Origin of the sequence: Asanoa sp. WMMD1127, from assembly GCF_029626225.1 — a bacterium.
GTDB lineage: Bacteria > Actinomycetota > Actinomycetes > Mycobacteriales > Micromonosporaceae > Asanoa.
On the sequence record NZ_JARUBP010000001.1, the window covers coordinates 5,876,435 to 5,898,126 of the forward strand.

Here is a 21,692-nt window from a genome sequence, read left to right on the forward strand (position 1 = left end):
CCTCCGAAGGCCGTCGCTACCTACACGACCCGAGCGGCGGCAGAAACGTTGCGACGCCCGCGCGGATTGTCCGGGCGGCGCCGGCCGGTGCCCAGCGGCCACTCGGAGGGTGCCGTCGTCCTGCCTGCGCGCCTGACCCGGTCAGCCGGCGTGACCGGGCGGCGTGGCGTGATCCGGCTTCTTGGACTGCCCGGGCGGTTCCGGCTTCTTGGGTGACTTCGACGGTTTGGGTGACTTCGATGGTTTCGCCGGCTTCGATGGCTTGCCGATGCCGTGCCCGCGGCCCCAGCCGTTCCCGTTGCCCTCGCCGGCCGGTCCGCCGGACGTGGCGGGCGCCGACGGTGGCACCGCGGTGGGCGGCGGCAGGACCGGCGGTGGTGGCGCGTCGCTCGTGCGGTCGTTCACCACGCCGCCGGGGCGGCCCGGTGTGCCCGGGTCGACGCCGGCCGGCCGGTCCGGGAGCGGGCCGGGCAGCGTGCCGGTCGCCGCGGCGACCGCGAGCCCGCCGCCGGCCAGCACGACACCGGCAGCGGTGATCTTGATCGCGAGCGCCCGACCGACCAGCCGCGCCCGCCGGCCGGCTGTCGGCGTGGGCCACGACTCGCGGGCCGCGCGGAACGCCGCCGTCGCGGCCTCCTCGCCGCGCAGCTCCGCGGGCTGGGCCGGGCCCCGCAGCGCCGCGGCCAGCGCGGGCGGCAGCATCCGCTCGAGCTCCGCGTCGTCGGGCGGCAGGCGGTCAGCCATGGTGTTGCTCCAGTGTCTCGGCGAGCTTGCGCAGCCCGCGGTAGGCCGCCGTGCGTACCGCGCCCGCGCGCTTGCCCAGCACCCGGCCGGCGCTTTCGGCGTCGAGCCCGACCACCACGCGCAGCAGCACCGCCTCCGCCTGGTCGCGGGGGAGGGTCGCGACCAGCGCCAGCGCCCGCTCGGTGGCGATCGCGTCGCTCGCCGCGAGCGCGGTGTCGGCCGGGCCGGCGAGCGTGGCCAGGTGGTCCTCGCCGGCCACCGTCTCCGGGCGGCGGCGCACGCGGCGCAGGTGGTCCAGGGCCCGGTGCCGGCCGACGGTGGCACACCAGGCCCGGAAGCCCGCCGGGTCGCCGGTGAACGACGGCAGGTCGCGGCAGACCTGCAACCAGGTCTCCGACGCGACGTCCTCGGCCTCGGCGCCGACCAGGACCCGCAGGTAGCGCAGCAGGCCCGGGTGCACGGCCCGGTAGACCAGGCGGAACGCGGTCTCGTCGCCGGCGCGCGCGGCGGCCAGCGCCGCGGCCAGCGGGTCGATCGCGGGGCGATCGCCGGGCTCGGGCGGCGACGGACGGCGGGACGCTAGAACCACGGCATGGCGGGGCAGCGGTCGGACGGCACGGAACGCTCCTCCCCGAGTGGAAGCCGGACGCGTGGTGACGATTCCACCACTGCGCCCGGCGCACAACCCGGGGCGCCCGCCAGTGCCCCGCCGGCGGGCTGTCGCGGGCCCGCTCATCCCGACCCCGGGCCGTGCAGCTCCCACGACATCAAGAGCGCCGGCCGGCGGACGGATGTCACATCGGTCGGCCGGGATCGGGCAGCCGGTCACGCGCGGTGGGGTCGCGGTAGACGGCGAGTGCCCAGAACAGCAGCGCCATCCCCATCGCGCCGGCGTCAGGGGTGCCCACGGCGCGCTCGCCGACGTACGACGCGCGGCCCATCCGCGGTGACAGCTCGGCGGTCGCGCGGGCGTGGTCGAACGCCTGGTTGGCGATCATCGTCCAGTCGACCGGCGGCCGGGCGGTGTGCAGGTCGTCGAGGGTGGGGCCGAGACAGTCGAGCATGGTCCGGTCGCCGACCTTGGCCTCACCGACGCGCGAGATCGCGGCCGTGCCGGCGTCGAGGCCGGCGACCAGGGCGGCGTCGTCGTCGCCGCCCCGCTCGAGGCTGGCGCCGACGTCGGTGAAGAGCAGCCCCACCAGCGGCCCGCTGGTGCCGCCGACCTGGTCCAGGAAGTACGTGCCGGCGGTCTCGAACTCGGCCGCCAGGTCCGCGTCGTCCGGGATGCGGCCCACCGCGCCGCGCAGCCCTTCGCGCAGGTTGTCGCCGTAGTCGCCGTCACCCGCCGCCTGGTCGAGCCGGGTCAGCTCGCCGTACGCGTCCTGCGCCGCCGACAGGTAGAGCCGCATCAGCATGGCGACCTCACTTCCGGTAGCCCGCGGTCCAGGCCGGCGCGTCGAACAGCGCCGTCCACCCGCCGGAGGGGTGCGCCTCCATCGTCGGCTCCAGCATGGTGAGCGTGATCGAGAAGCCCTTCATGTCGAGCGCCGGCGTGTACGGCCCGACGAGGCTGCGCTCCACCGCGATGTCCCGGGCGGCGAGCGCGTCGACGGCCTCGGCGAACACGTTGTAGAGCTCGATGTACGTGGTGCCGCCGAGCCCGTTGACGAACAGGAACACCGATCGGCCGCCGGGCAGGTGGCTCACCACGTCGTCGACCATCCGCTCGACCAGCTCCTCCAGCGGCGGCCGCGGGATGGTGTGCTGCGCCCGTTCGCCGTGGATGCCGACGCCGTACTCGAGCTGGCCGGGCTCGAGGTCGAACCCCGGCCGGCCGGTGACGGGCGACGTCTGGGCCAGCGAGGCGACCGCGATGCTGCGCGACCGGCCGACGACCGTCTCGCCGAGCGCCACCAGCTCGTCGAGTCCGGCGCCCCGGTCGGCGGCGGCGCCGAGCAGCTTCTCGGTGAGCACGGTGGCCCCGGTGCCCCGGCGTCCGGTCGCGGTCCGCTGGCTCTCGGTCGCGACGTCGTCGTCGACCAGCACCCGGGCGACCGGGATGCCGTCGTGCCGCAGCCGCTCCGCCGCGATGCCGAAGTTGATCCGGTCGCCCGTGTAGTTCTTCACGATGTGCAGCACGCCGGCCGGTCCGGCAGCGGCGCGGCTCCCCTCGTACACCTGGCGGTTGTGGGGTGAGGCGAAGACCCGGCCGGGCGCCGCGGCGTCGAGCATGCCCCGCCCGACGAGGCCGACGTGCATCGGCTCGTGGCCGGAGCCGCCGCCGGAGAGCAGGCCCACCTGCCGGCGCGGGTGCCGGTCGACCGACCGCACGAAGACCGGGTCGGTGGACAGCTCCACGATGTCCGCGTGGTCGCGGGCGAAGCCGAGCAGGGCGCGGTCGACGTACTCGGACTTGGAGGCATAGAAGGGTTCCGCCATCGGCCTCTCGATTCCTGGTCGGTGAGTCCATCATGCGACGGGCCCCGGGCCGCCGTCCGGGCCTCGGCGAGGCGTCACGTTCCCCCCACGACGGGCGGAATGTGGCTAGATTGCCGGCATGGGACAGCCGGGCCGCCGGGCGGTGGCGCTCTGGATCGTCTTCGGCGCGGTGGCGGTGATCTCCTGCGCGCTCGTCCTGCGCCGCCCGGACCGCCTCTCCGACCTGCACATCTACTACGGCGCTGTCGAGCACCTGCGCTCCGGCCAACCGCTCTACGGCTACGTCGCGGAGAACGGCGGCCCGTTCACCTACCCTCCGTTCGCCGCGCTGGCCCTCGGGCCGATCGCGTTGGTGCCGGAGGGTCTGCTCCAGCCACTGTGGATGGTCGCGACGATCGCCGCGCTGGCCGCGATCGCGGCCGCGGTCGGCCGGGGTCGGCCCGACGTGGTCGCCGCGGTCGCCTGCGGCCTGCTGCTGTCCGCGCCCGCGCAGAGCAACCTGCGGTTCGGTCAGGTGAGCGTGTTCGTCGTGCTGCTGGCCCTGGTCGACGCGCTCGGGCTGACCCCGGCCCGCTACCGAGGTTGCCTGGTCGGCCTGGCCGCCGCGGTCAAGCTCACGCCGCTGCTGTTCGTGGTCTACTTCCTGGCCGCCGGCCGCCGTCGGGACGCCGCTCGCGCGTTCGGCGCCTTCGTGGGCGCGGCGGCCGTCGCTGCCCTGGTGCTGCCGGGGGAGAGCTGGACCTACTGGACCGGCACGATGCTGGAGACCGCACGCATCGGCGACCTCGCGTCGCTGGGCAACCAGTCGGTGCAGGGCATGCTCCTGCGCCTAGGGCTGCCACCCGCGGCGCTGCCGCTCGTCTGGGCCGCGCTCGTCGGCGCCGTCTGCCTCGCCGCGTTGCTGCGGGCCCGCCGGCTGTTCCATGATGGACATTCGACGAAGGCCGCCGTGCTGGTGGGTTGCGCCACCGTCGCCGCGTCGCCGGTCTCCTGGACGCACCACCAGCTCTGGCCGGTGCTCGCCGCGATGCTGCTGATCGGCACGCGCGGCGCGGTGCACCGGGCGGCCGGCGGCGCGCTGCTCGCCGCCATGGTGCTCTCCCTCGGCGTCGTGCTGGCCGGCGTCTCCCTGACCCCGGGCGTCCAGTTCGTGCTGGAGAACGCCCGCGCCCTCGGCACCGTCGGCATCTGCGTGCTCGGCTTCGGTGCGGCTGCGGCCGCGGCCGCGCGCCGCACGGCCCGCCGGTGGACGCTCGCGGGCGCGGCCGCCGTGGCGATCGCCGTGGTCGCCGTCCAGCCGCTGCCGGCCTCGGCCGACCCGACCTTCAAGGCCTACCGGCTCGCCGACACCGCGAACCCGCGCTACTTCTACGTCTGCCGCGACGACACGAGCTGCGCGGCGTTCATCGGTGACCTGTCGATCCGCTTCGGCGTGGTCGCCGAGAAGACGAAGGTACGCGTCAACGGCGTGGTCGGCCCGGCCGTGGCCCGGCTGGAATACCGGTCGGCGCCGGGCGGACGGCCGCGCGAGATCCCGTTGCTCCCGCTCTGGGACGCTGGTCGGGTGTTCTCGTTCCGTTCGGCCAGCCTCGCCCACGGGCGCCTGGTCGCCTACGACTCCGCCGGCAACGAGATCGCCAGTTACCGCCGCGAGCTGACGCCCGCGGCCGCCCTGGCCGGCGAGCCGCGCGGCGGGCGGTAGGGAGGACGAACCCGCCCGCCGCACAGCCCGCCGGCGACGCGTCCGGGCCGGCGCGCCGGCCGAACCGGCGCCAGGCGGATGCCGGGCAGCTTCCGCCTCCCCCGCTCGGCCCACGCCGAACCTAGGGAACAACGCCGTCGTCCGACAGAGCCGCCGGCGCGCGGCCGCCGCCTCAGATCGGGGCAGAACCCCGGTGACCTCGGGGTTAGGGCCGTCTTCAAGATCGCAGACGGATGGCGGCCGGATGGCGGTTCAGTGCGGGAGGTCGGCCAGGGCGGTCCCGGCCCGCTCGTCGAGCCGGGGAAAGCCGTGCTCCCGGGCCAGGGCGCGGCCTTCGTCGATCCGTTGGCGGGCCGCGTCGGCCCGGCCCAGCCGGCCGAGCGCCACGCCCTGGGCGATCGCCACCTCGGCCCGCTGGTAGGCCAGGTCGCACTCCCGGCTGCGCCGCTCCGTGGCGGCCAGCACGGTGAGCGCCCGCTCCAGTCGCCCTTCGGCGATCGCCAACTCCGCCTCGGCCAGCTCGATCAGCCCGATCACGACCGGGTCGAAGGAACCGGGCGACCGGTCCCGGATCTCCGCTGCCAACCGTCCGCTGCGCCGTGCCTCGTCCAGGTCGGAGCGTTCGACGGCGAGCAGGCTCAGCTCGGCGTACGCGTGCGCCACGGTGTCCTGGCGGCCCAGCTCGTCGAGGAGGGCGGCGGCGCTCTCCAGCCGGGTGCGCGCCAGCTCGAGTTGCCCCGCGTCCCGGGCGGAGAGGCCGGCGTTGAAGGTCACCATCGCCAGCAGCCGGCTCGACCCGGTCTCGCGGGCGATGTCGCCGGCCCGCTCGAAATGCGCCAGGGCCTCGACCGGCCGGCCCGCGTTGTGCTCGAGGTTGCCCAGGTTGCCGAGGGCGACGCCTTCCGCGTTGCGCCAGCCGAGCTCGCCGCTGAGCCGCAGGTCCTCCTGGAAGCACTGGGCTGCCGCCGGCACGTCACCCATCCGCGAGTGCACGAGACCGAGGTGGCCCACGGCGACGGCCTGGCCCTCCCGCCAGCCCACCGAACGGGCCAACCGCACCGCTTCCTCGTACGAGCCGGTCGCGTCGGAGTGCCGTCCGCGCCGGCGCTGGGCGTCGCCCAGGCCGAGGTGGTGCAGCGCCCGGCCGTGCGTGGCGTCGTCGGCCTCGGCCGCGGCGAGGCCGGCGGCGGACACCGCCCCGAGGTCGAGCCAGGCGGCCGTGCCCGCCAGGTACCCCCGCAACCGGGCCGCCAGCCGCCAGGCGAGACCGTCCAGGCCGGACTCGCGTGCGACGTCGACCGCCCGCAGCAGGTTGCCGCGCTCCGTCGCGAGCCAGGACCGCGGGTCGCCCGGGTCGACTCGGGGCGGTCGGGCCGCGACGGCGCTCGCGAGCAGCGGCTCGGCCTCGGGATAGAGCCGGCGGCCGGCCGCGTCGAGGCCGTCCAGGAACCAGTCGAGCGTCGCGGCCGCCGCCGCCCGCCGGGCGTCCGGCGCATCGTCGGCGAGCAGCTCGACGCCGAACGCCCGGGGCAGGTCGTGCAGCACCAGCCGCCCGGGCGCTGGCTCCTCGACGAGGTGGACGGCGCGCAGCCGCTCGATGTCGGCGCTCGACGCGAACTCGGCGACGGCCGCCACCGGCAGGGCGTCGAACGGCAGGCCGGCGAGCAACCGGAAGGCCCGCTGGGCCTGCTCCGGCAGCCCGGCATAGGTCGAGCCCAGCACCGACCGCACTCCGGCTGCCATGTCACCCGGGTTGTCCAGGGCCGTCAGCCGCTGGGCGCGCAGCGCCCCGACCTGGGCGTCGAGCCGCTGGGCGGGGGCGTCGGCGAGGTTGGCGGCGACGATCCGGATCGCCAGCGGCAGCCCGCCGCACAGCTCGACCAGGTCCGCCGCCGCGGCCGGCTCGGCCGCGACGCGCGCGGCGCCGACCACGCGGGTGAGCACGTCGAGCCCGTCGCGCGGCCGGAGCGTCCGCAGGCGCACGCGGTCGGTCGCGTGGCTGGCCCGCAGGCCCGGCAGGGTGTCGCGGCTCGTCACCAACACGAAGCTCGCGCCGCCGCCCGGCAGCAGGTCGCGCACCTGGGCCGCGGATCGGGCGTTGTCGAGCACGACCAGGCAGCCCTTGGCGGCGGTGCGGGCCCGGAACGAGGCGGCTGCCTCGTCCACATCGGACGGCAGCTCCGCGCGCGGCACGCCGAGGGCGACCAGCAGGCGGTGCAGCGCGGCCAATGGCGCCAACGGCTGCTCGTGGGCGTCGTAGCCCCGCAGGTCGACGAACAGCGTGCCACCGGGGAAGCGGGCGGCGTGCCGGTGCCCGAACCGCACGGCGAGCGCGGTCTTCCCGACCCCGGCGATGCCGGTGACCAGGGCGATCCGCGGCCCGGCGAGGTCGTCGGCGAGCGCGGCGAGGGCGGCCAGCTCGCTGTCGCGCCCGCTCAGCAGGGGCACGTCGAGGGGGAGCTGGTTGACCGGCGTCGCGGGCGGGGCGGGCGGTGGCGAGGGTGGTGGCGCGGCCGGCAGCCCGCCCTCGTGCAGCACCGGATCGTCGCGCAGGATCCGCCGCTCGAGCTCCGCCACCAACCAGGCCGGGTCCAGCCCGTGCCGGTCGCGCAGCAGCCGCCGCACGTCCCGGACCACCGCGAGAGCGTCCATCCGCCGGCCGGCGCGGAACAACGCCAGCATCAGCAGCGCCACTGCCCGGTCCCGTTCGGGGTCGGTGTCGACGAGCTCGCGCAGCATCGCGATCGGCTCGTCGTGAGCGCCCAGCCGGATCCGCGCCTCGGCCAGCACCTCGATCGCATCAGCCCGTTGGGCGGCGAGCCGGTCCCGCACCGGCCCGGCGTACGGCGCCTCGACGTCGGCCAGGGCCGGACCGGTCCAGAGGCCCAAAGCCGTGCGGGCGGGGCGGACCACGGCCGTCCAGGCGCCCCGGCCGGCCGCGGCGGTCGCCCGGGCCAGGTGGCGCTGGAACACGCGCTCGTCGACGTCGGTCGGGTCGGTGGACAGCTCGTACCCGCCGCCGCGGGTCCCGATCGTGACCTGCGCGCCGGCCAGCTCCTTGCGCAGGGCGGCGACGTCGTTCTGCAGCTGGGTGCGGGCCGTGGCCGGCGGTGCGGCGCCCCAGATCGCGGCGCCGAGCTCCTTCGTGGACACCGCCCGGCTCCCGGCCTGCAGCAGGTAGGCGAAGACGGCCCGCCGCCGAGGCCGCTCCAGCCGCATCCAGCCGGCGCCGTCGCGCACCTGCACCGGCCCGAGCAGGCGGAACCGAACTTGATCACCCATGGCGCGACATCATACGGCTCCACTCGGTGTATACGCTCAGCGTATACATGTGGTGTATGGTCCTCGTCATGAGCGTCCCCCTGACCCTGCTCGGCCTGCTCGAGCGCGAGCCCAGCCACGGCTACGACCTCAAGCGCGACTACGACACGTTCTTCGGCCGGGGCAAGCCGCTCCCGTTCGGCCAGGTCTACGCGACCCTGGCCCGGCTGGCCCGCGACGGCAAGGTGGTGATCGCGGTCGAGCCCGGCGACGGTCCGGAGCGCAAGCGCTACGTCATCACCGAGACCGGCGCCTCCGAGGTCGACGCCTGGCTGGTCGAGCCGCTCGAGCCCGAGCCGCACCTGCAGACCGTGCTGTTCGCCAAGGTGGTGCTCGCGCTCATGCTCGGCCGCCCGGCGGAGGAATATCTCGACACGCAGCGCCGGGCACACCTGGCCCGGATGCGCGAGCTGACCGAGGTCAAGCGCTCCGGCAACCTGGTCGACGGGCTGCTGGCCGACCACGGCCTGTTCCACCTGGAGGCCGACCTGCGGTGGATCGACACGACGGTCGCCCGGCTCGGCGCCCTGGCGAAGGCGGTGGCCCGATGATCGAGGCGCGCGACGTCACGCTCTCCTTCGGGGAGACGCCGGCGCTGCGGGGCGCGAGCCTGGCGGTGGCCGAGGGCGAGATCCTCGCCGTCATGGGCCCGAGCGGCTCGGGCAAGTCGACACTGCTGCACTGCCTGGCCGGCATCCTGGTGCCCGACTCGGGCGAGATCCACTTCGCGGGCCGGCGGATCGACCGCCTCGACGAGGGCGCCCGCAGCGCCCTGCGCCGCGACCGGTTCGGCTTCGTCTTCCAGTTCGGCCAGCTCGTCCCCGAGCTGACCGCGGTCGAGAACGTGGCGTTGCCGCTGCTGCTGGCCGGCACGCGGCGGCGGGCGGCGGTGGCTGAGGCGAGCGCCTGGTTCGGCCGCCTCGACCTCGACGGCCTGCAGCAGCGCCGCTCCGGCGAGCTGTCCGGCGGCCAGGCGCAGCGGGTCGCGCTGGCCCGGGGGCTGGTGGCCCGGCCGCGGGTGCTGTTCGCCGACGAGCCGACCGGCTCCCTCGACTCGCTGACCGGCGAGCAGGTGATGGACCTGCTGGTCGGCTCGGCCCGCGAGCAGGGCACCACCGTCGTCGTGGTCACCCACGAGGCCCGGGTCGCCGCGTACGCCGATCGGGAGGTCATCGTCCGCGACGGTCGCGTGGCCGTGGGCCAGGCGGCGCTGTCGTGATCGGTCTCGGACTCCGGCTCGCGGTGGCCGGCGGGCGGGAGGCGGCCGTCCGGCTGGTCGTGCTGGCCGCCGCGGTCGCCCTCGGCACGGGCCTGCTGCTCGCCACCCTCGCCGGCATCAACGCGACCAAGACGCAGAACCTGCGCTACGCCTGGCTCAACACCGGCAGCGCCGAATCCACCACTGTGCAGCGTCCCGGGGTCGACCCGGTTTGGTGGCTCATCCGGGGCGACCAGTTCCGGGGTCGGGAGCTGGGCCGGATCGACGTCGCCCGGACCGGGCCGGCCGCCCCGGTGGCGCCTGGCCTCCCCACGCTGCCCGGGCCAGGGGAGTACTACGTCTCGCCGGCGCTGCACGACCTGCTCCGCACGACGCCGGCGGACGAGCTGGGCGACCGGTTCCCCGGCCGCGAGGTCGGAGTGCTCGGCGACGCGGCCCTGCCCTCGCCCGACAGCCTGCTGGCCGTCGTCGGGCACGCGCCGGAGACGTTGGCCACGCAGCCCTTCGCCAACCGCGTCAGCGCCGTGCTGACCACCGATCCGGCCGGCTGCAGCCGGTGCATCGTCGGGCTCGACAACACGATGTTCACCGTCTCGCTGTCGGTGATCGCGGCGGCGCTCATCTTCCCGGTGCTCATCTTCATCGGCACCGCGACCCGGCTGTCGGCCGCCCGGCGCGAGCAGCGGTTCGCCGCCATGCGGCTGATCGGCGCCACCCCGCGGCAGGTCTCGCTGCTGGCCACCATCGAGTCGACAGCCGCGGCCGCGGTCGGCGCGCTGCTCGGCTTCGGCGTCTTCTTCGCGGTCCGGCGCGGGCTGGCCGAGATCCCGTTCACCGGCGCGACCTTCTTCCCGAGCGACCTGGTGCTGCGCACCGTCGACGTGCTCGCGGTGGCGCTCGGCATCCCGCTGGGCGCCGCGGTCGCGGCCCGGCTCGCGCTGCGCCGGGTGCGGATCTCGCCGCTCGGCGTCACGCGCCGGGTGACGCCGAGGCCACCGCGCGCGTGGCGGCTGATCCCGCTCGTCGCCGGTGTCGCCGAGCTGGCGTACTTCGTCGGGCGCAAGCCGGAGACGACCGACGGGCAGACGTTGGCCTACCTGGTCGGCGCCGTGCTGATGGTGATCGGCCTGGTGCTCGCCGGGCCGTGGCTGACCATGCGCGCGGCCCGGTTGGTCGCCCGCCGGGCGCAGCGGCCCGCCGCGCTGATCGCCGGGCGGCGCCTGGCCGACGACCCGATGGCCGCGTTCCGTGCCGTGAGCGGCCTGGTGGTCGCCCTGTTCGTGATGACGGCCGCCAGCGGGGCGATCACCTCCTACGTCGCCGAGCGGGTCACCCCCGCGGGCGAGTCCGTGGCGGCCACCGCGCTGACGCAGGCGTTCTGGCCGGAGCGGCTGCCGCCGGGCGTACCGTCACCGACCACATCGGACATTCCCGCCGGGCTCTCGGCGATCCCGGGCGTCGAGGCGGTGCTCGTGGTGCGCGAGAACGACCCGGAGATCGTGCGGAACCTGCCCGGTCCGACCGGCTCGGGGCTGGTCTCCTGCGCCGACCTGGCCCGTGCGCCGGGCTTCGGCGTGTGCCCGCCGGGCGCGAGCGTGGTGTCCGTCTGGCACGACCTGATCGGCGTCCGCGAGCCCGGCGTGTCGCCGGAGCAGCGGGTCTGGCCGGCGGCCGAGGTGACCGACCTCGAGTCCAAGCGGATGCTCTCCGTGGTGGTGCAGACCGACGGGTCCGACGCCGCCAAGGAACGCGCCCGCACGATGCTCGCGACGATGGCCCCGTTCGCGGAGCCGGCCGCCACCGACGCGGAACACGAGACGGACTCGACGCGGACCCTGGTGCAGTTCCAGCGCCTGGCCGACGTGGTGATCCTGGCCAGCCTGCCGATCGCGGGCTGCAGCCTCGCGGTCAGCGTGATCGCCGGCCTGACCGACCGCAAGCGCCCGTTCAGCGTGCTGCGGCTGACCGGGGTCCGGATGCGGATGCTCCGCGCCGTGGTCGGTCTGGAGACGGTCGTGCCGATGCTGCTGGTGGCCGCCGTGGCGATCGGCGCCGGCTTCCTCGCCGCCGCGCTGTTCCTGCGGGCCCAGCTCGACTATCCGCTGCACGCCCCCGGCGCGGGCTACTACGCGCTGGTGGGCGGCGGTCTGGTCGCCTCGCTGGCCATCATCGCGGCCACCCTGCCGCTGCTGCGCCGCATCACCGGCCCGGAGACCGCCCGCAACGAGTAACCCCAGGCCCGGGCGGGCAGAATGGGCACCGTGATCATCCTGATGCACAGCTCGAAGACGATGCGCCGGCCGAGCACGGGCCACCGCCCGACCGGCGCACCGGCGCTGCTGGACCGGGCGCAGGAGCTCGTCGACGAGCTGCGGGCGCTGCCGGTGGCCCGGCTGGCGAAGATCATGGCCGTCTCGCCGGACCTCGCGGAGAAGACCCGCCAGCAGTACGCGGACTGGTCGACCGACCCTGACGCGCAGGCGCCGGCCGCGGAGTCGTTCGTGGGCGACATCTACAGCGGGCTCCAGGTCGACACGTTCACCGCCGCCCAGCGCCGCTACGCCGACACTCACCTGCGGATCCTGTCGGGCCTCTACGGGATCCTGCGCCCGTTCGACGGCATCGCGCCGTACCGCCTGGAGATGGGTTACAAGCTGCCGAGCGGCAACCTCTACGCGTTCTGGGGACAGGCGATCGCCGACCAGCTCCCGGCCCGCGGCCCGATCGTCAACCTGGCGGCGGTCGAATACAGCAGAACGGTGACGAAGTACGTCGACGCGGCGCGGGTGGTCACGCCGAAGTTCCTCACGGCCGACCCGAAGACCGGCAAGCCGAAGTTCGTCACCGTGCACGCGAAGATCGCCCGGGGCGCGTTCGCCCGGTGGCTGGTCACCTCCGGCGCCAAGGACCTGACCGCCTTCACCGACATCGGCTACCGCCACGAGCCGGAGCACGGCACCGACCGCGAGCCGGCCTTCGTCTGCACGGAGTTCGGTGGCAAAGGCCTGTCCATCCGGCTGACCTGACCATCGCCGCCGCGCACAGCGAAGGTTCAGAGGCCGACCTGGGTGCGCAGGTCGGCCACCTCGACCGAGGCGCCGCCCGCGCGGGCCGAGCGACGGACCGCCTCCATCAGGCAGAACGTCTCGATTCCCTCGACGAGATCGGGAGAGTGCGGCGTACCCGAGGTGAGGGCGTCGGCGAAGTGTTGGAGGTAGTTGGCGAACTCGCCGTAGTGCATCCCGTGCACCTCGTTGTTGAAGTGGAAGTGCCGGTACTCGTAGAGCATGTCCTCCACCACCTCCGTTCCGTCCGGGGCGGTGTGCAGGTAGCGCATGTCGTGGTACTGCGCCATCGACGTGCCGGCCGAGCCGTAGAGCAGGCATTCGATCGAGTTGCGGGCCCGCGGGAGCTCGTGCGTGCCGTAGTGGCCGAACACTCGACCCAACCGTCCGTCGGCCGTGGTCGCGTTGACCGAATAGATGTCGTACGACGCGCAGCCGTGCTCCCGTGCCAGCGCCGACCGGCTGCCCACCGCGGACACCGTGGCGACCGGACCGAGGTACCAGCGCAGCAGGTCCAGCGGGTGGCTGAGTCCGAGGTACACCCAGTCGGTGCCGTCGACGATCCACGGCGCGCGGTCGTAGTACCAGTCCATCCGGTGCGTGTAGTGGGCTTCCACCACTTCGACGTCTCCCACCTCGCCGCGTTCGAAGGCGGCCCGCTGCCGGCGGAACGACTCGAAGAAGCGGGTCGACTGCCCGACCAGCAGCCGCCGGCCGGTGCGCCGGGCCGCGGCCAGCACCGCGCGCGCGGCCGCGGCGTCGTTGACGATGGGCTTGGTGCAGACGACGTCCTTGCCGGCCTCGAAGGCCGCGACGATGTGCTCGGCGTGCAGGTGGTCCGGGGTGTAGACGCCGACGATCGCGACGTCGTCACGGGCCAGCAGGTCCGCGTACGACGCCGTCATCGCCACCTCCGGCGCCTCCGCCGCCACCGCGGCGCGGGTCGCGGCGTCGAGGTCGCAACCGGCCACCGGGCGGACGCCGCGGGTGCGGTACGCCGCCAGCAGCGCCGTTCGCCCCTCGTGCAGGCCCACCACGCCCAGGCCGAGCGGCGCCGGGTCCGAGTCGTCCCGCGGGTAGGAGTGCACTCCGCGGGCCACCCGGGGGAAGTAGCTCATGACGCCTCCTCGGTGCGGTGGACGGTGGCCCAGACCTCGCGGTGCGCGTCGAGGTCGCGGTCCTGCTTGCGGGCCTCGACCAGGTCGAGCACCACGGTGGTGATCTCGAACGGCCGCAGCGGCACGGACACCACGCCGTCCTCGACGGCGAGCGGCTCGCGCAGCTCGCCGAGCGTGCTGGCCCGCCACGCGGCCGCCACCGTGCCGGCCACCACGAGCGACGCCGCACCGCCCGTGCCGGCGAACTCGACCAGCCGCATCAGCACCGGCCGGTCGAGCGTCGCCGCGGCGTGCCCCGGCAGCCCTGTCCCGGCGTACGACGTCTCGCGGTAGACGGCGGTGATGGCCGCGCCGGGCACGCCGTCGAGCCGGGCCAGCGAGAAGGCCGTGGGTCCGTGGCCGGCCTCCGTCGGGCGGGCGACCAGCACCGGCCGGGTGAACTCCTGCGCGAGCCGCCACCGGGTGGCCGGATCGAGATCCCCGCCGTGCGGCACGACGCGCATCCGGGCGTGCAGCGCCGCCGAGAAATGCGACTCGTCCCAGGGGTCCCGCATGGACAGCACGTTCCAGAAGCCGGACTCGGCCCGCAGGAAACCCTGGCTGCCGTCGTGCAGCCAGAGCAGCCCGCTGCCGTCGGCGGTCACCAGGTCGACCAGTTGCAGGCCGGTGAACGGGTCGACGATCTCCTCGAACTCCTGCGGCGAGGTCATCCAGTCGCCGGTGGGGTACTTGCGTGGATAGCGGCCGCGACCGGTCACCGATGTCACCGCGTACGGGGTGTCGTGCAACACCGTCCGCACGTCGACGGCCGGCTCGACCAGGGTCATCAGGCTGGCGTGGTGTCGCCCGTCGGGTGGCGCCAAGGCGTCGGTGTCGAACGACAGGTCGACCGCGTCGAGCTCCGGCGCGAGCGCCACCGTCAGCCGCAGCTCGTCACCGGCCGGAGACGCCAGGCGCACGACCACCTGGTCGCCGGCGACGTCGACGGCGGCCGGCGTGTAGAGCTGCTTCATTCCGCCGCGCTCGCACCGCAGCCCGCCGAGGCCGGAGGGTCCACAGTCGACCCCACCGACCCGCGTCACCACCCCGCGCCGCCGGTCGACCGTCACGGCGAAGCCTCCCCGGCGCAGCGTGACCTCGACGCCGCTGACGTCGACCGCCACCGGCGGCACCGCCGGACCGGCGTCCGGACACACGGTCCAGCCCAGCGCAGGCACCTCGACCCGCCACCCGTCGACCACAGTGGACCGGCCCCAGCCGAGCGGGTTGAGCACCACGGTCCGGCCGGCCGGGCCGCCCACCCGGTCGGCCAGCGTCGCCACGGTCCGGTCCAGCACCGCCCGGCCCAGTGCGTGGCCGCGCTCGAGTCCCGCGTACCCGACGTGCCCGCACAGCCCTTCGCACTCGTCGTTGTCGTGGTGCTGGAAGGCCAGCAGCTCGCGCCAGCCTTCCTCCAGCTCCCAGACCGGATAGACGTCCCAGTGCGGATACGGTCGCCCCAACCGCCCGGCCAGCACGCTGAGCGCCTCGGCGGAGAGCAGCACCTGCTCGGTCTCGCGGCTGCGCCGGTGGCCGCGGTCGCCGTTCTTGCCGAGGCTCATGCCGTGGAAGACGTCGTCCATGGTGTAGCGCCGCACCGGAGCGTCCGACCCGACCGCGTCGAGCACCTCCGACAACGTGCCGAACCGGATGTCGACGCCCGGCATGGCCAGCAGCTCCGTCATCCCGTCGACCAGCAGCTCGGACCGGCACATCCAGTCCGGCGAGGGCAGCAGCTCCAGCCACTGCTGGACGACGGGAGCGGGCGAGTCGGTGAGCAACGGGTGGGAGCGCAGCGCGGCGAAGTCCTCCGGCCACTGGTGCAGGTTGAGTGGACCCCGGGGCGTGCTGAGGATCCGGGTGCCGTCGAGGCCCTCCCACCGGATGGCCGGCGCGTCCTCGACCGGGACGTGCGGCGTGTGCCAGGTCCACTGGAAGAACAGCGACGCGTAGCGGTAGCCGGTGTCGGCCAGGAGCTGCGGCAGCTGCGGGTAGAAGGAGAACTCCTCCTCCCAGAAGCTGACCGGCCGGACCCCGAGCAGGCGGGTCACGGCCCGGATCCCGTACGTCAGCTGGCGCACCGCCGACTCGCCGTGGTGGAACAGCGGGTACGGCTGACCGTAGCTGGCGCCGACGACCTCCACCGTGCCGTCGGTCACCGCGGCCCGCAGCGCGTCGAGGGCCGCCGGCTCCTCCGCCGCCATCCGCTCGAACCCCACACCGTCGACGTTCAGGTTGCCCCGGGCGCCGGTGGCCGCGCTGAACGCCAGCATGTCCCGCACGGACGCGCCGAGCACGCCGTACCCCCACAGCCACTGCATGTCGACCCAGTGGAAGTGGTTGCCGAACGTGTACCAGACCGGCCGGCTCACCGGTCGGCCAGCGGCACGAACACCCGCATCGCGCCGGGCTCCCGGTTGGCCCAGGCGTAGTAGGGGATGGCGGTGACCCGCGCGGCCGTGCCCGGCGCGGGAGCGGCGGCGAGCGGCCGGTACAGCGGGCCGTCGTCAGGCGCGACGGCCGACCCGTCGGCGGTCAGCGTGGTGACGCCGCCGAGCAGATCCGGCCGGTGGTCGGCCGTCCACGCCTCCGCGCCCGTCAGCCGCAGGTCGTCGACCGGCACGTCGTGGTCGGCCTGCTCGACGCAGTAGACGAGGGGCCCGCGGGCCAGCGCCACCCGGTGGTGGGTGGCCGCCACCCGCGGGTGCGCGACCAGCGCCCGCACCGGCGTGCCGAAGGTCAGCTCCACGACGTCGCCGGGGGCCCAGGTCCGCCGCAGCGACACCCATGGCCCGGAGACGGTTACCGGCGCGCCGTTGACCACGACCGTCACGTCGTCACCGGCCCAGCCCGGCAGGGGCAGGAAGAGCGTGAACTCGCTGGGAGCGGCCGGCGACACGGTCACCCGCACGGCGCCGTCCCACGGCAGCGAGGTGTCCAGCGCGACGGACACCGGCGTGCCGTCCGCCAGCCGCAGCGCGGCCTCGTTGCCGATGTAGAGCTGCGCCCACAGCCCTTCCTCGCTGGTCGTCCACAGGTAACCGGGCAGCGAGGCCAGCAGCCGCGCGATGTTGGGTGGGCAGCAGGCGCAGTCGAACCACGGCTCCCGGCGATGCCGGCCGGCGTCCGCGAGCGGGTTCTGGTAGAAGAACTCCGTCCCCGACTGCGACAGCCCGGGCAGCACGCCGTTGTGCAGTGCGGTCTCCACGACGTCGCGGTACTGCGGCTCGCCGGTGAGCAGCAGCAGCCGCCAGGCCAGGAAGATGTGCGCGATCGAGGCACAGGTCTCGTTGTAGGCACGGTCCGGCAGCTCGTACGCGTCGCCGAACGCTTCGCCGTCCCATCGCGCGCCGACTCCCCCGGTGACCGCGGTCTTGCCCCCGGCCAGGTCGGCCCAGAGCCGTTCCAGCGCCGCCCGCAACGAGGCGTCGCCGGTCTCCAGCACCACGTCCGCCATCCCGGCGTAAAGGTAGAGCGCCCGCACCGCGTGCCCCGTCACCCGGTCCTGCGCGCGCACCGGCTGGTGGTCGATCAGGTACTCGCTGCCGTCCAGCACTCCCCGACCGCGCGAGTCCAGCTGCCAGGTGGCCAGCCTCAGCCAGCGCTCGTCGCCGGTGGTCCGGTAGAGCTCGACCAGCGCCATCTCGAGGCCGGGGTGACCGCACGTGCCCGGCGCCTCGCCGGGGGCGAAGCGGGTGGCGATGTGGGTGCAAGCCGCCACCGCGACGTCGAGCAGGTCGGTTCGCCCAGTGGCCCGCATGTGCGCGACAGCCGCCGCCACCAGGTGCCCGATGCAGTACATCTCGTGCCGCACCACCAGGTCGGTCCAGCGCTCGCCGACCCGGTCGACCGAGAAGTACGTGTTGAGATAGCCGTCGGCGTCCTGCGCCCCGGCCACCAGCTTGATCACCGCGTCGAGCCGGTCGGCGAGCTCCGGGGACGGGTCGGTGGCAAGGGTCCACGAGGCCGCCTCGATCCATTTGTACACGTCGGAGTCGGAGTAGTAGCGGCCGCTGAAGCCGCCGCCGACGCTGCCGGCCGCTCGGGCGAAGTTGCGCAGCGCGCCGGTCGTCTCGCACTGCTGGTGCTGCGCCGGGATGGTCACCTCACGGTTGCGCCGCAGCCGGGGCGCCCAGAAGTCGTCGGTGATCCGGACGTCCCGTGGCGCGACCGGCCGGAGCCGGGCGTGCCCGCTGGCGGTGGTGTCGACGACGGGGCCGGGGCGGTGCTCAGACATGCGGAACTCCCATGCGGTCGTGCGGGGGCGCCGCGCCCGGCGGCCGGGCACGGTGCGCGATGGTGAGAGGGTCAGGCGTCGGGTACGAGCGGTGAGTCGTCCAGCCATTCGGTGCTGTCGGTGATCGGGGCCGGGCAGGACGCGCGGACTGCGAGCGAGCAGGGCAGCTTCTGGATGCCGGGTTCGGGTGCGCCGTCGATGGCCCGCAGCAGGCTCTCGGCGGCCAGCCGGCCCAGCCGGTAGAGGTTCATGTCGACCGAGCAGAGCGCCGGCCGGGTGGCCGCGGCGATCAGCGTCCAGTTGTCGAAGCCGACCAGAGCCACGTCGTCGGGGATCCGCACGCCCAGGCCGCCGAGCGCGTCCGCGACACCCCGGCCGATCTGGTCGCTGCCGCAGAAGATGCCGTCGACCTGCCGCTCGGCCAGCAGCTTCTGCGCGGCCTGGAAGCCGGTGCGCTCGGTGAACGGCCCGTACGTGATCAGGTCGTCGGGCAGCTCCAGGTCGGCCTCGGCCAGCGCCCGCCGGGCCCCGGCGATCCGCTCCCGGACGGCGAGCACCGACGCGGGCCCGGTGATGTGCGCGATCCGCCGGCAACCTTGGCGCAGCAGCTGCCGGGCCGCCAGCCAACCACCATGCTCGTCGTCGACCGTGAGGCTGCTGTCGGCGGGATCGCGCGACGTGGTGTACGCGTAGACGACCGGGAACGGCAGGCTGCGGGGCAACGGTGGGGCGGGGTCGGTGGCCCGACCCGTGATGATCAGCCCGTCCACCCGGCGGGCGGCCAGCACGTCGAGGTAGTGCCGCTCCCGCACCGCGTCGCGGCGGGCGTCACAGAGCAGCAGGCTCGCCGTGTCGACCGACAGTGCGTCCTCGACCCCGCCCAGCAACGGTGGCGTGAATCGGCCGTAACCGTCGCGGGTCAGCAGGCCGACCGTGTAGGTGCGGCCCGTGGTCAGCGAGCTCGCGTTGCGGTTGGGCCGGAACTCCAGCTCCCGCGCGACGTCGAGGATCCGTTGCCGGGTCTCCGGCCGCATCCGTCCCTTGCCGTTGAGGCCCTTGGAGGCGGTGGCCACGGAGACGCCGGCAGCACGGGCGATGTCGCGGATCGTGGACGCCACTGCCACCCCTTCAGGCCAGGTTGAGAAAACGCTTGCGCGGTTTCGGGAAGCTTGCGGGCCGAGCTCGCGATGCGGCTCAGGCTCGGATGGCTACCGAACGTAGACGGGCGCGGCGGTGAACGCCAGAGGTCGAGCGCGGTTCATGTTGGGAAACTGGTTTCCCTGAGCTTGACCATTGACGCCGTTTCCCTGGCGTGGTTACGGTCCCAGCCAAGTTTCCGGCGGAACGTTCCCTGGCGACAGCGAGGTGTCGGCCCTCGCTCCGCCCTCGTGTCTGCATCCCGGCGTCCGTGCCGGGCCCACGTCCCACCCCCCACGGCAGGAGCGAGATGAACGACAACGACATGCGCGGCGGCTCGACGAGCCGCCGGACCTTGTTGCGCTGGGGATTCGGCGCCGCGGCGGCCGTGACCGCCGGCCCGCTGCTGGCCGCCTGTGGATCAGGCGACGACGAAGCGTCGGCCGACGGCGAGGTCACGCTCAAGGTGGTCGGCTTCCAGGTGCCGCCCGAGGAGAAGGGCTCCGACCTCGACAAGGCGTACCAGAAGTTCCTCGGCGACTTCCAGGCGGCGAACCCGAAGATCAAGATCGACTCGATCCAGGCGCCGCCGAACTTCGACACGCAGATCATCGTCGACCTGGCCTCCGGCAGCGCCCCCGACCTGTGGTCGCAGGACGCCTCCAGCCTGGCTCCGCTGATCCAGCGCAAGCTGCTGCTCGACATGCGGAAGATCACCGAGGCGCTGCCGGCGCTGGACACCGGCCGGTTCTTCCCCCAGGTGCTGGAGATCCACAAGGGCGAGGACGGTGGCATCTACGGCCTGCCGAACGACTTCACCCCGATGGTCGTCTACTACAACCCGACGCTGTTCACCAAGGCCGGCATCACGCCGCCGCAGCGCGGCTGGACCTGGGACGACCAGCTCGCCGCCGCGCAGAAGCTGACGCTCGACAACAAGGGCCGCAACCGGCTCGACCCCGCGTTCGACGAGAACAACGTGGTGCAGTGGGGCTACCGGCTCAGCCAGTACGCGTACCAGTGGGTCTACCGAATCTGGCAGAACGGCGGCGACGTGGTCTCGCCCGACCACAAGACAGCCACCGGTTTCCTGGACGCGCCGGCCGCGGTCGAGGCGATCCAGTGGTACGCCGACCTGGTGCTCAAGCACAAGGTGGCGCCGCCACCGTCCACGTTGGAGAAGATGACGAACGCCTCGGACGCCAACGCGCTGTTCCTCGACGGCAAGTTCGGCATGTACGACAGCGGCCACTGGGCGCTGGTCGGCCTGACCGGGGCCAAGGGCTACTCGCCGGACAAGGTGGGCGTGGTGCCGCAGCCGAAGCGGGCGACCGAGGCGACCGCGCTCTACGAGTCGAGCTTCGTGCTCCGGCACGACCTGCCCAAGGCCAAGCACAAGGCGGCCGCGCAGTTCATCGAGGCGGCGACGAACCGCGGCTACCAGGACACCAAAGCGATCACCGGTATCGCGATCTCGGCCAATGCGCAGGCGGCCGACGCGTCGCTGTCGAGCGACGCCGCCAAGTTCGCGACGCTGGACAAGGTGTTCGTGGACGCGACGACGGCCGGGCGACCCCCGTACGGCTCCAAGATCGGCGCTTACCCGACGATCGAGAAGGCCCTCGACGGCATGATGGAGAAGATCCTCCGGGGCGAGCCGGTGCAGGCCCAGATAGCCGCGACGATCACCGCGATCAACCGTGAGCTAGGCAAGTGACCAGCGCCGTCGAGGCCGGCGCCGGGCCGGACGCACCCGCCACGAGCGGTGACCGTCCGGCCCGGCGCCGCCGGCGCCGGCGCTCCGAGCGGGCCGGCTACCTGTTCATCCTGCCGGCCACCGCCCACCTCGTGCTGTTCGCGCTGGTGCCGATCCTGTTCAGCCTCTACCTGTCGTTCCACGAGTGGACCTCGCCGAGCTTCCTTGAGGCGCCGTTCGTCGGCTTCGACAACTACGTCTCGCTGATGAGCGACGATCCGTTCTGGCACGCGATGTGGAACACCGCCTACTACACGGTGCTGTCGGTGCCGATCGGGATGGCGGTCAGCCTCGCGCTCGCGGTCGTGGTCAACACGAAGCTGCGCGGCGTCAACGTGTTCCGCGCGGTCTTCTTCCTACCCGTGATCACCTCTTGGGTGGCCGTGTCGGTCATCTGGATCACGCTGCTGTCCCCGGACGCCGGCCTGCTCAACTACCTGTTCCGCCTGGCGCATCTGCCCGAGCAGAACTGGCTGGACGACCCGCACTTCGCGATGTTCGCCATCGTGCTGATCAACACCTGGAAGACCGCCGGCTTCAGCATGGTGATCTGGCTGGCCGGGCTGCAGGCCGTGCCGCGCGAGCTGCTGGAGGCCGCCTCGATCGACGGCGCCGGCCGCTGGCGGCAGTTCTGGCACGTGACGCTGCCGCTGCTCGCGCCCACGACCATCTTCCTCGTCATCACTGGCGTGATCGGCGGGTTCCAGGTCTTCACGCCGATGTACGTGATCACCGAGGGCGGGCCGCTGGGCGCCACCGACGTCGCGGTCTACCACATCTACCAGCGGGCCTTCGAGGAGTTCTCGATGGGCTACGCGTCCGCGCAGGCCTGGGTGCTGTTCGCGGTGATCTTCGTAGTGACCCTGGTGCAGCTGTGGTTCATCCGCCGGCGCGGCGAGTCGAACCTGATCTGAC

16 protein-coding genes are annotated in these 21,692 nt (G+C 73.9%); 7 read left to right on the top strand and 9 right to left on the bottom strand.

The features are described 5' to 3' along the window. Positions 1-141: 141 nt before the first annotated feature. The 4 genes from O7635_RS28050 to O7635_RS28065 all read right to left on the bottom strand — a co-directional run bounded on the left by O7635_RS28050 (position 142) and on the right by O7635_RS28065 (position 3,183). Positions 142-744, bottom strand: a complete 603-nt coding sequence (locus tag O7635_RS28050) for a hypothetical protein (RefSeq protein WP_278083482.1) — start codon at positions 742-744, stop codon at positions 142-144. Continuing rightward, positions 737-1,333: an RNA polymerase sigma factor gene (locus O7635_RS28055; protein WP_347405306.1), complete on the bottom strand. Its 597-nt coding sequence runs from the start codon at positions 1,331-1,333 to the stop codon at positions 737-739. Before O7635_RS28055 ends, O7635_RS28050 begins: the two co-directional genes overlap by 8 nt. 205 nt (positions 1,334-1,538) lie before the next feature. After that, positions 1,539-2,159 carry a DAK2 domain-containing protein gene (locus O7635_RS28060; protein WP_278083483.1) on the bottom strand — a complete coding sequence of 207 codons (621 nt, stop codon included), beginning with the start codon at positions 2,157-2,159 and terminating at the stop codon, positions 1,539-1,541. Between the two features lie 7 nt (positions 2,160-2,166). Further along, positions 2,167-3,183, bottom strand: coding sequence for a dihydroxyacetone kinase subunit DhaK (locus O7635_RS28065; RefSeq protein WP_278083484.1), 1,017 nt, complete (start codon positions 3,181-3,183; stop codon positions 2,167-2,169). A 118-nt stretch (positions 3,184-3,301) separates the two neighbouring features. Here O7635_RS28065 and O7635_RS28070 point away from each other — a divergent pair, with 118 nt between their 5' ends. Then, on the top strand, positions 3,302-4,885 hold the full coding sequence (locus O7635_RS28070) for a glycosyltransferase 87 family protein (RefSeq protein ID WP_278083485.1): 1,584 nt from the start codon (positions 3,302-3,304) through the stop codon (positions 4,883-4,885). Positions 4,886-5,137: 252 nt separating this feature from the next. On the opposite strand, the gene O7635_RS28075 is transcribed toward O7635_RS28070, so the two are convergent. After that, positions 5,138-8,167 (bottom strand): BTAD domain-containing putative transcriptional regulator, encoded by a 3,030-nt coding sequence (locus O7635_RS28075; RefSeq protein WP_278083486.1) that lies wholly within the window; start codon positions 8,165-8,167, stop codon positions 5,138-5,140. A gap of 68 nt (positions 8,168-8,235) precedes the next feature. Between O7635_RS28075 and O7635_RS28080 the strand changes: the two genes are divergently transcribed. From O7635_RS28080 to O7635_RS28095, 4 genes are read left to right on the top strand one after another with little or no spacing between them, the layout of a single operon-like run. Further along, complete coding sequence (locus tag O7635_RS28080) at positions 8,236-8,757, top strand: PadR family transcriptional regulator (protein WP_278083487.1); 522 nt, start codon at positions 8,236-8,238, stop codon at positions 8,755-8,757. Next, positions 8,754-9,425, top strand: coding sequence for an ABC transporter ATP-binding protein (locus O7635_RS28085; protein ID WP_278083488.1), 672 nt, complete (start codon positions 8,754-8,756; stop codon positions 9,423-9,425). The genes O7635_RS28080 and O7635_RS28085 overlap by 4 nt, the downstream gene beginning before the upstream one ends. After that, positions 9,422-11,656 carry an FtsX-like permease family protein gene (locus O7635_RS28090; RefSeq protein WP_278083489.1) on the top strand — a complete coding sequence of 745 codons (2,235 nt, stop codon included), beginning with the start codon at positions 9,422-9,424 and terminating at the stop codon, positions 11,654-11,656. The genes O7635_RS28085 and O7635_RS28090 overlap by 4 nt, the downstream gene beginning before the upstream one ends. A gap of 30 nt (positions 11,657-11,686) precedes the next feature. Continuing rightward, positions 11,687-12,451: a YaaA family protein gene (locus tag O7635_RS28095; RefSeq protein ID WP_278083490.1), complete on the top strand. Its 765-nt coding sequence runs from the start codon at positions 11,687-11,689 to the stop codon at positions 12,449-12,451. A 26-nt stretch (positions 12,452-12,477) separates the two neighbouring features. On the opposite strand, the gene O7635_RS28100 is transcribed toward O7635_RS28095, so the two are convergent. From O7635_RS28100 to O7635_RS28115, 4 genes are all read right to left on the bottom strand, one after another. Further along, a complete protein-coding gene (locus tag O7635_RS28100; RefSeq protein ID WP_278083491.1) occupies positions 12,478-13,608 on the bottom strand; it encodes a Gfo/Idh/MocA family oxidoreductase in 1,131 nt (376 codons plus the stop codon). Further along, positions 13,605-16,019, bottom strand: a complete 2,415-nt coding sequence (locus tag O7635_RS28105) for a hypothetical protein (RefSeq protein ID WP_278083492.1) — start codon at positions 16,017-16,019, stop codon at positions 13,605-13,607. The genes O7635_RS28100 and O7635_RS28105 overlap by 4 nt, the downstream gene beginning before the upstream one ends. Next, positions 16,016-17,884, bottom strand: a complete 1,869-nt coding sequence (locus O7635_RS28110) for a beta-L-arabinofuranosidase domain-containing protein (RefSeq protein WP_278083493.1) — start codon at positions 17,882-17,884, stop codon at positions 16,016-16,018. Before O7635_RS28110 ends, O7635_RS28105 begins: the two co-directional genes overlap by 4 nt. A gap of 71 nt (positions 17,885-17,955) precedes the next feature. Then, positions 17,956-19,002, bottom strand: a complete 1,047-nt coding sequence (locus O7635_RS28115) for a LacI family DNA-binding transcriptional regulator (RefSeq protein ID WP_278083494.1) — start codon at positions 19,000-19,002, stop codon at positions 17,956-17,958. A gap of 329 nt (positions 19,003-19,331) precedes the next feature. Here O7635_RS28115 and O7635_RS28120 point away from each other — a divergent pair, with 329 nt between their 5' ends. Both O7635_RS28120 and O7635_RS28125 read left to right on the top strand, forming a co-directional pair. Beyond that, a complete protein-coding gene (locus tag O7635_RS28120) occupies positions 19,332-20,738 on the top strand; it encodes a sugar ABC transporter substrate-binding protein (RefSeq protein WP_278083495.1) in 1,407 nt (468 codons plus the stop codon). Beyond that, the gene (locus O7635_RS28125) at positions 20,735-21,691 is read left to right on the top strand and encodes a sugar ABC transporter permease (protein WP_278083496.1); all 957 of its coding nucleotides are present in this window, start codon (positions 20,735-20,737) and stop codon (positions 21,689-21,691) included. The genes O7635_RS28120 and O7635_RS28125 overlap by 4 nt, the downstream gene beginning before the upstream one ends. The last annotated feature ends 1 nt before the right edge of the window (position 21,692 follow it).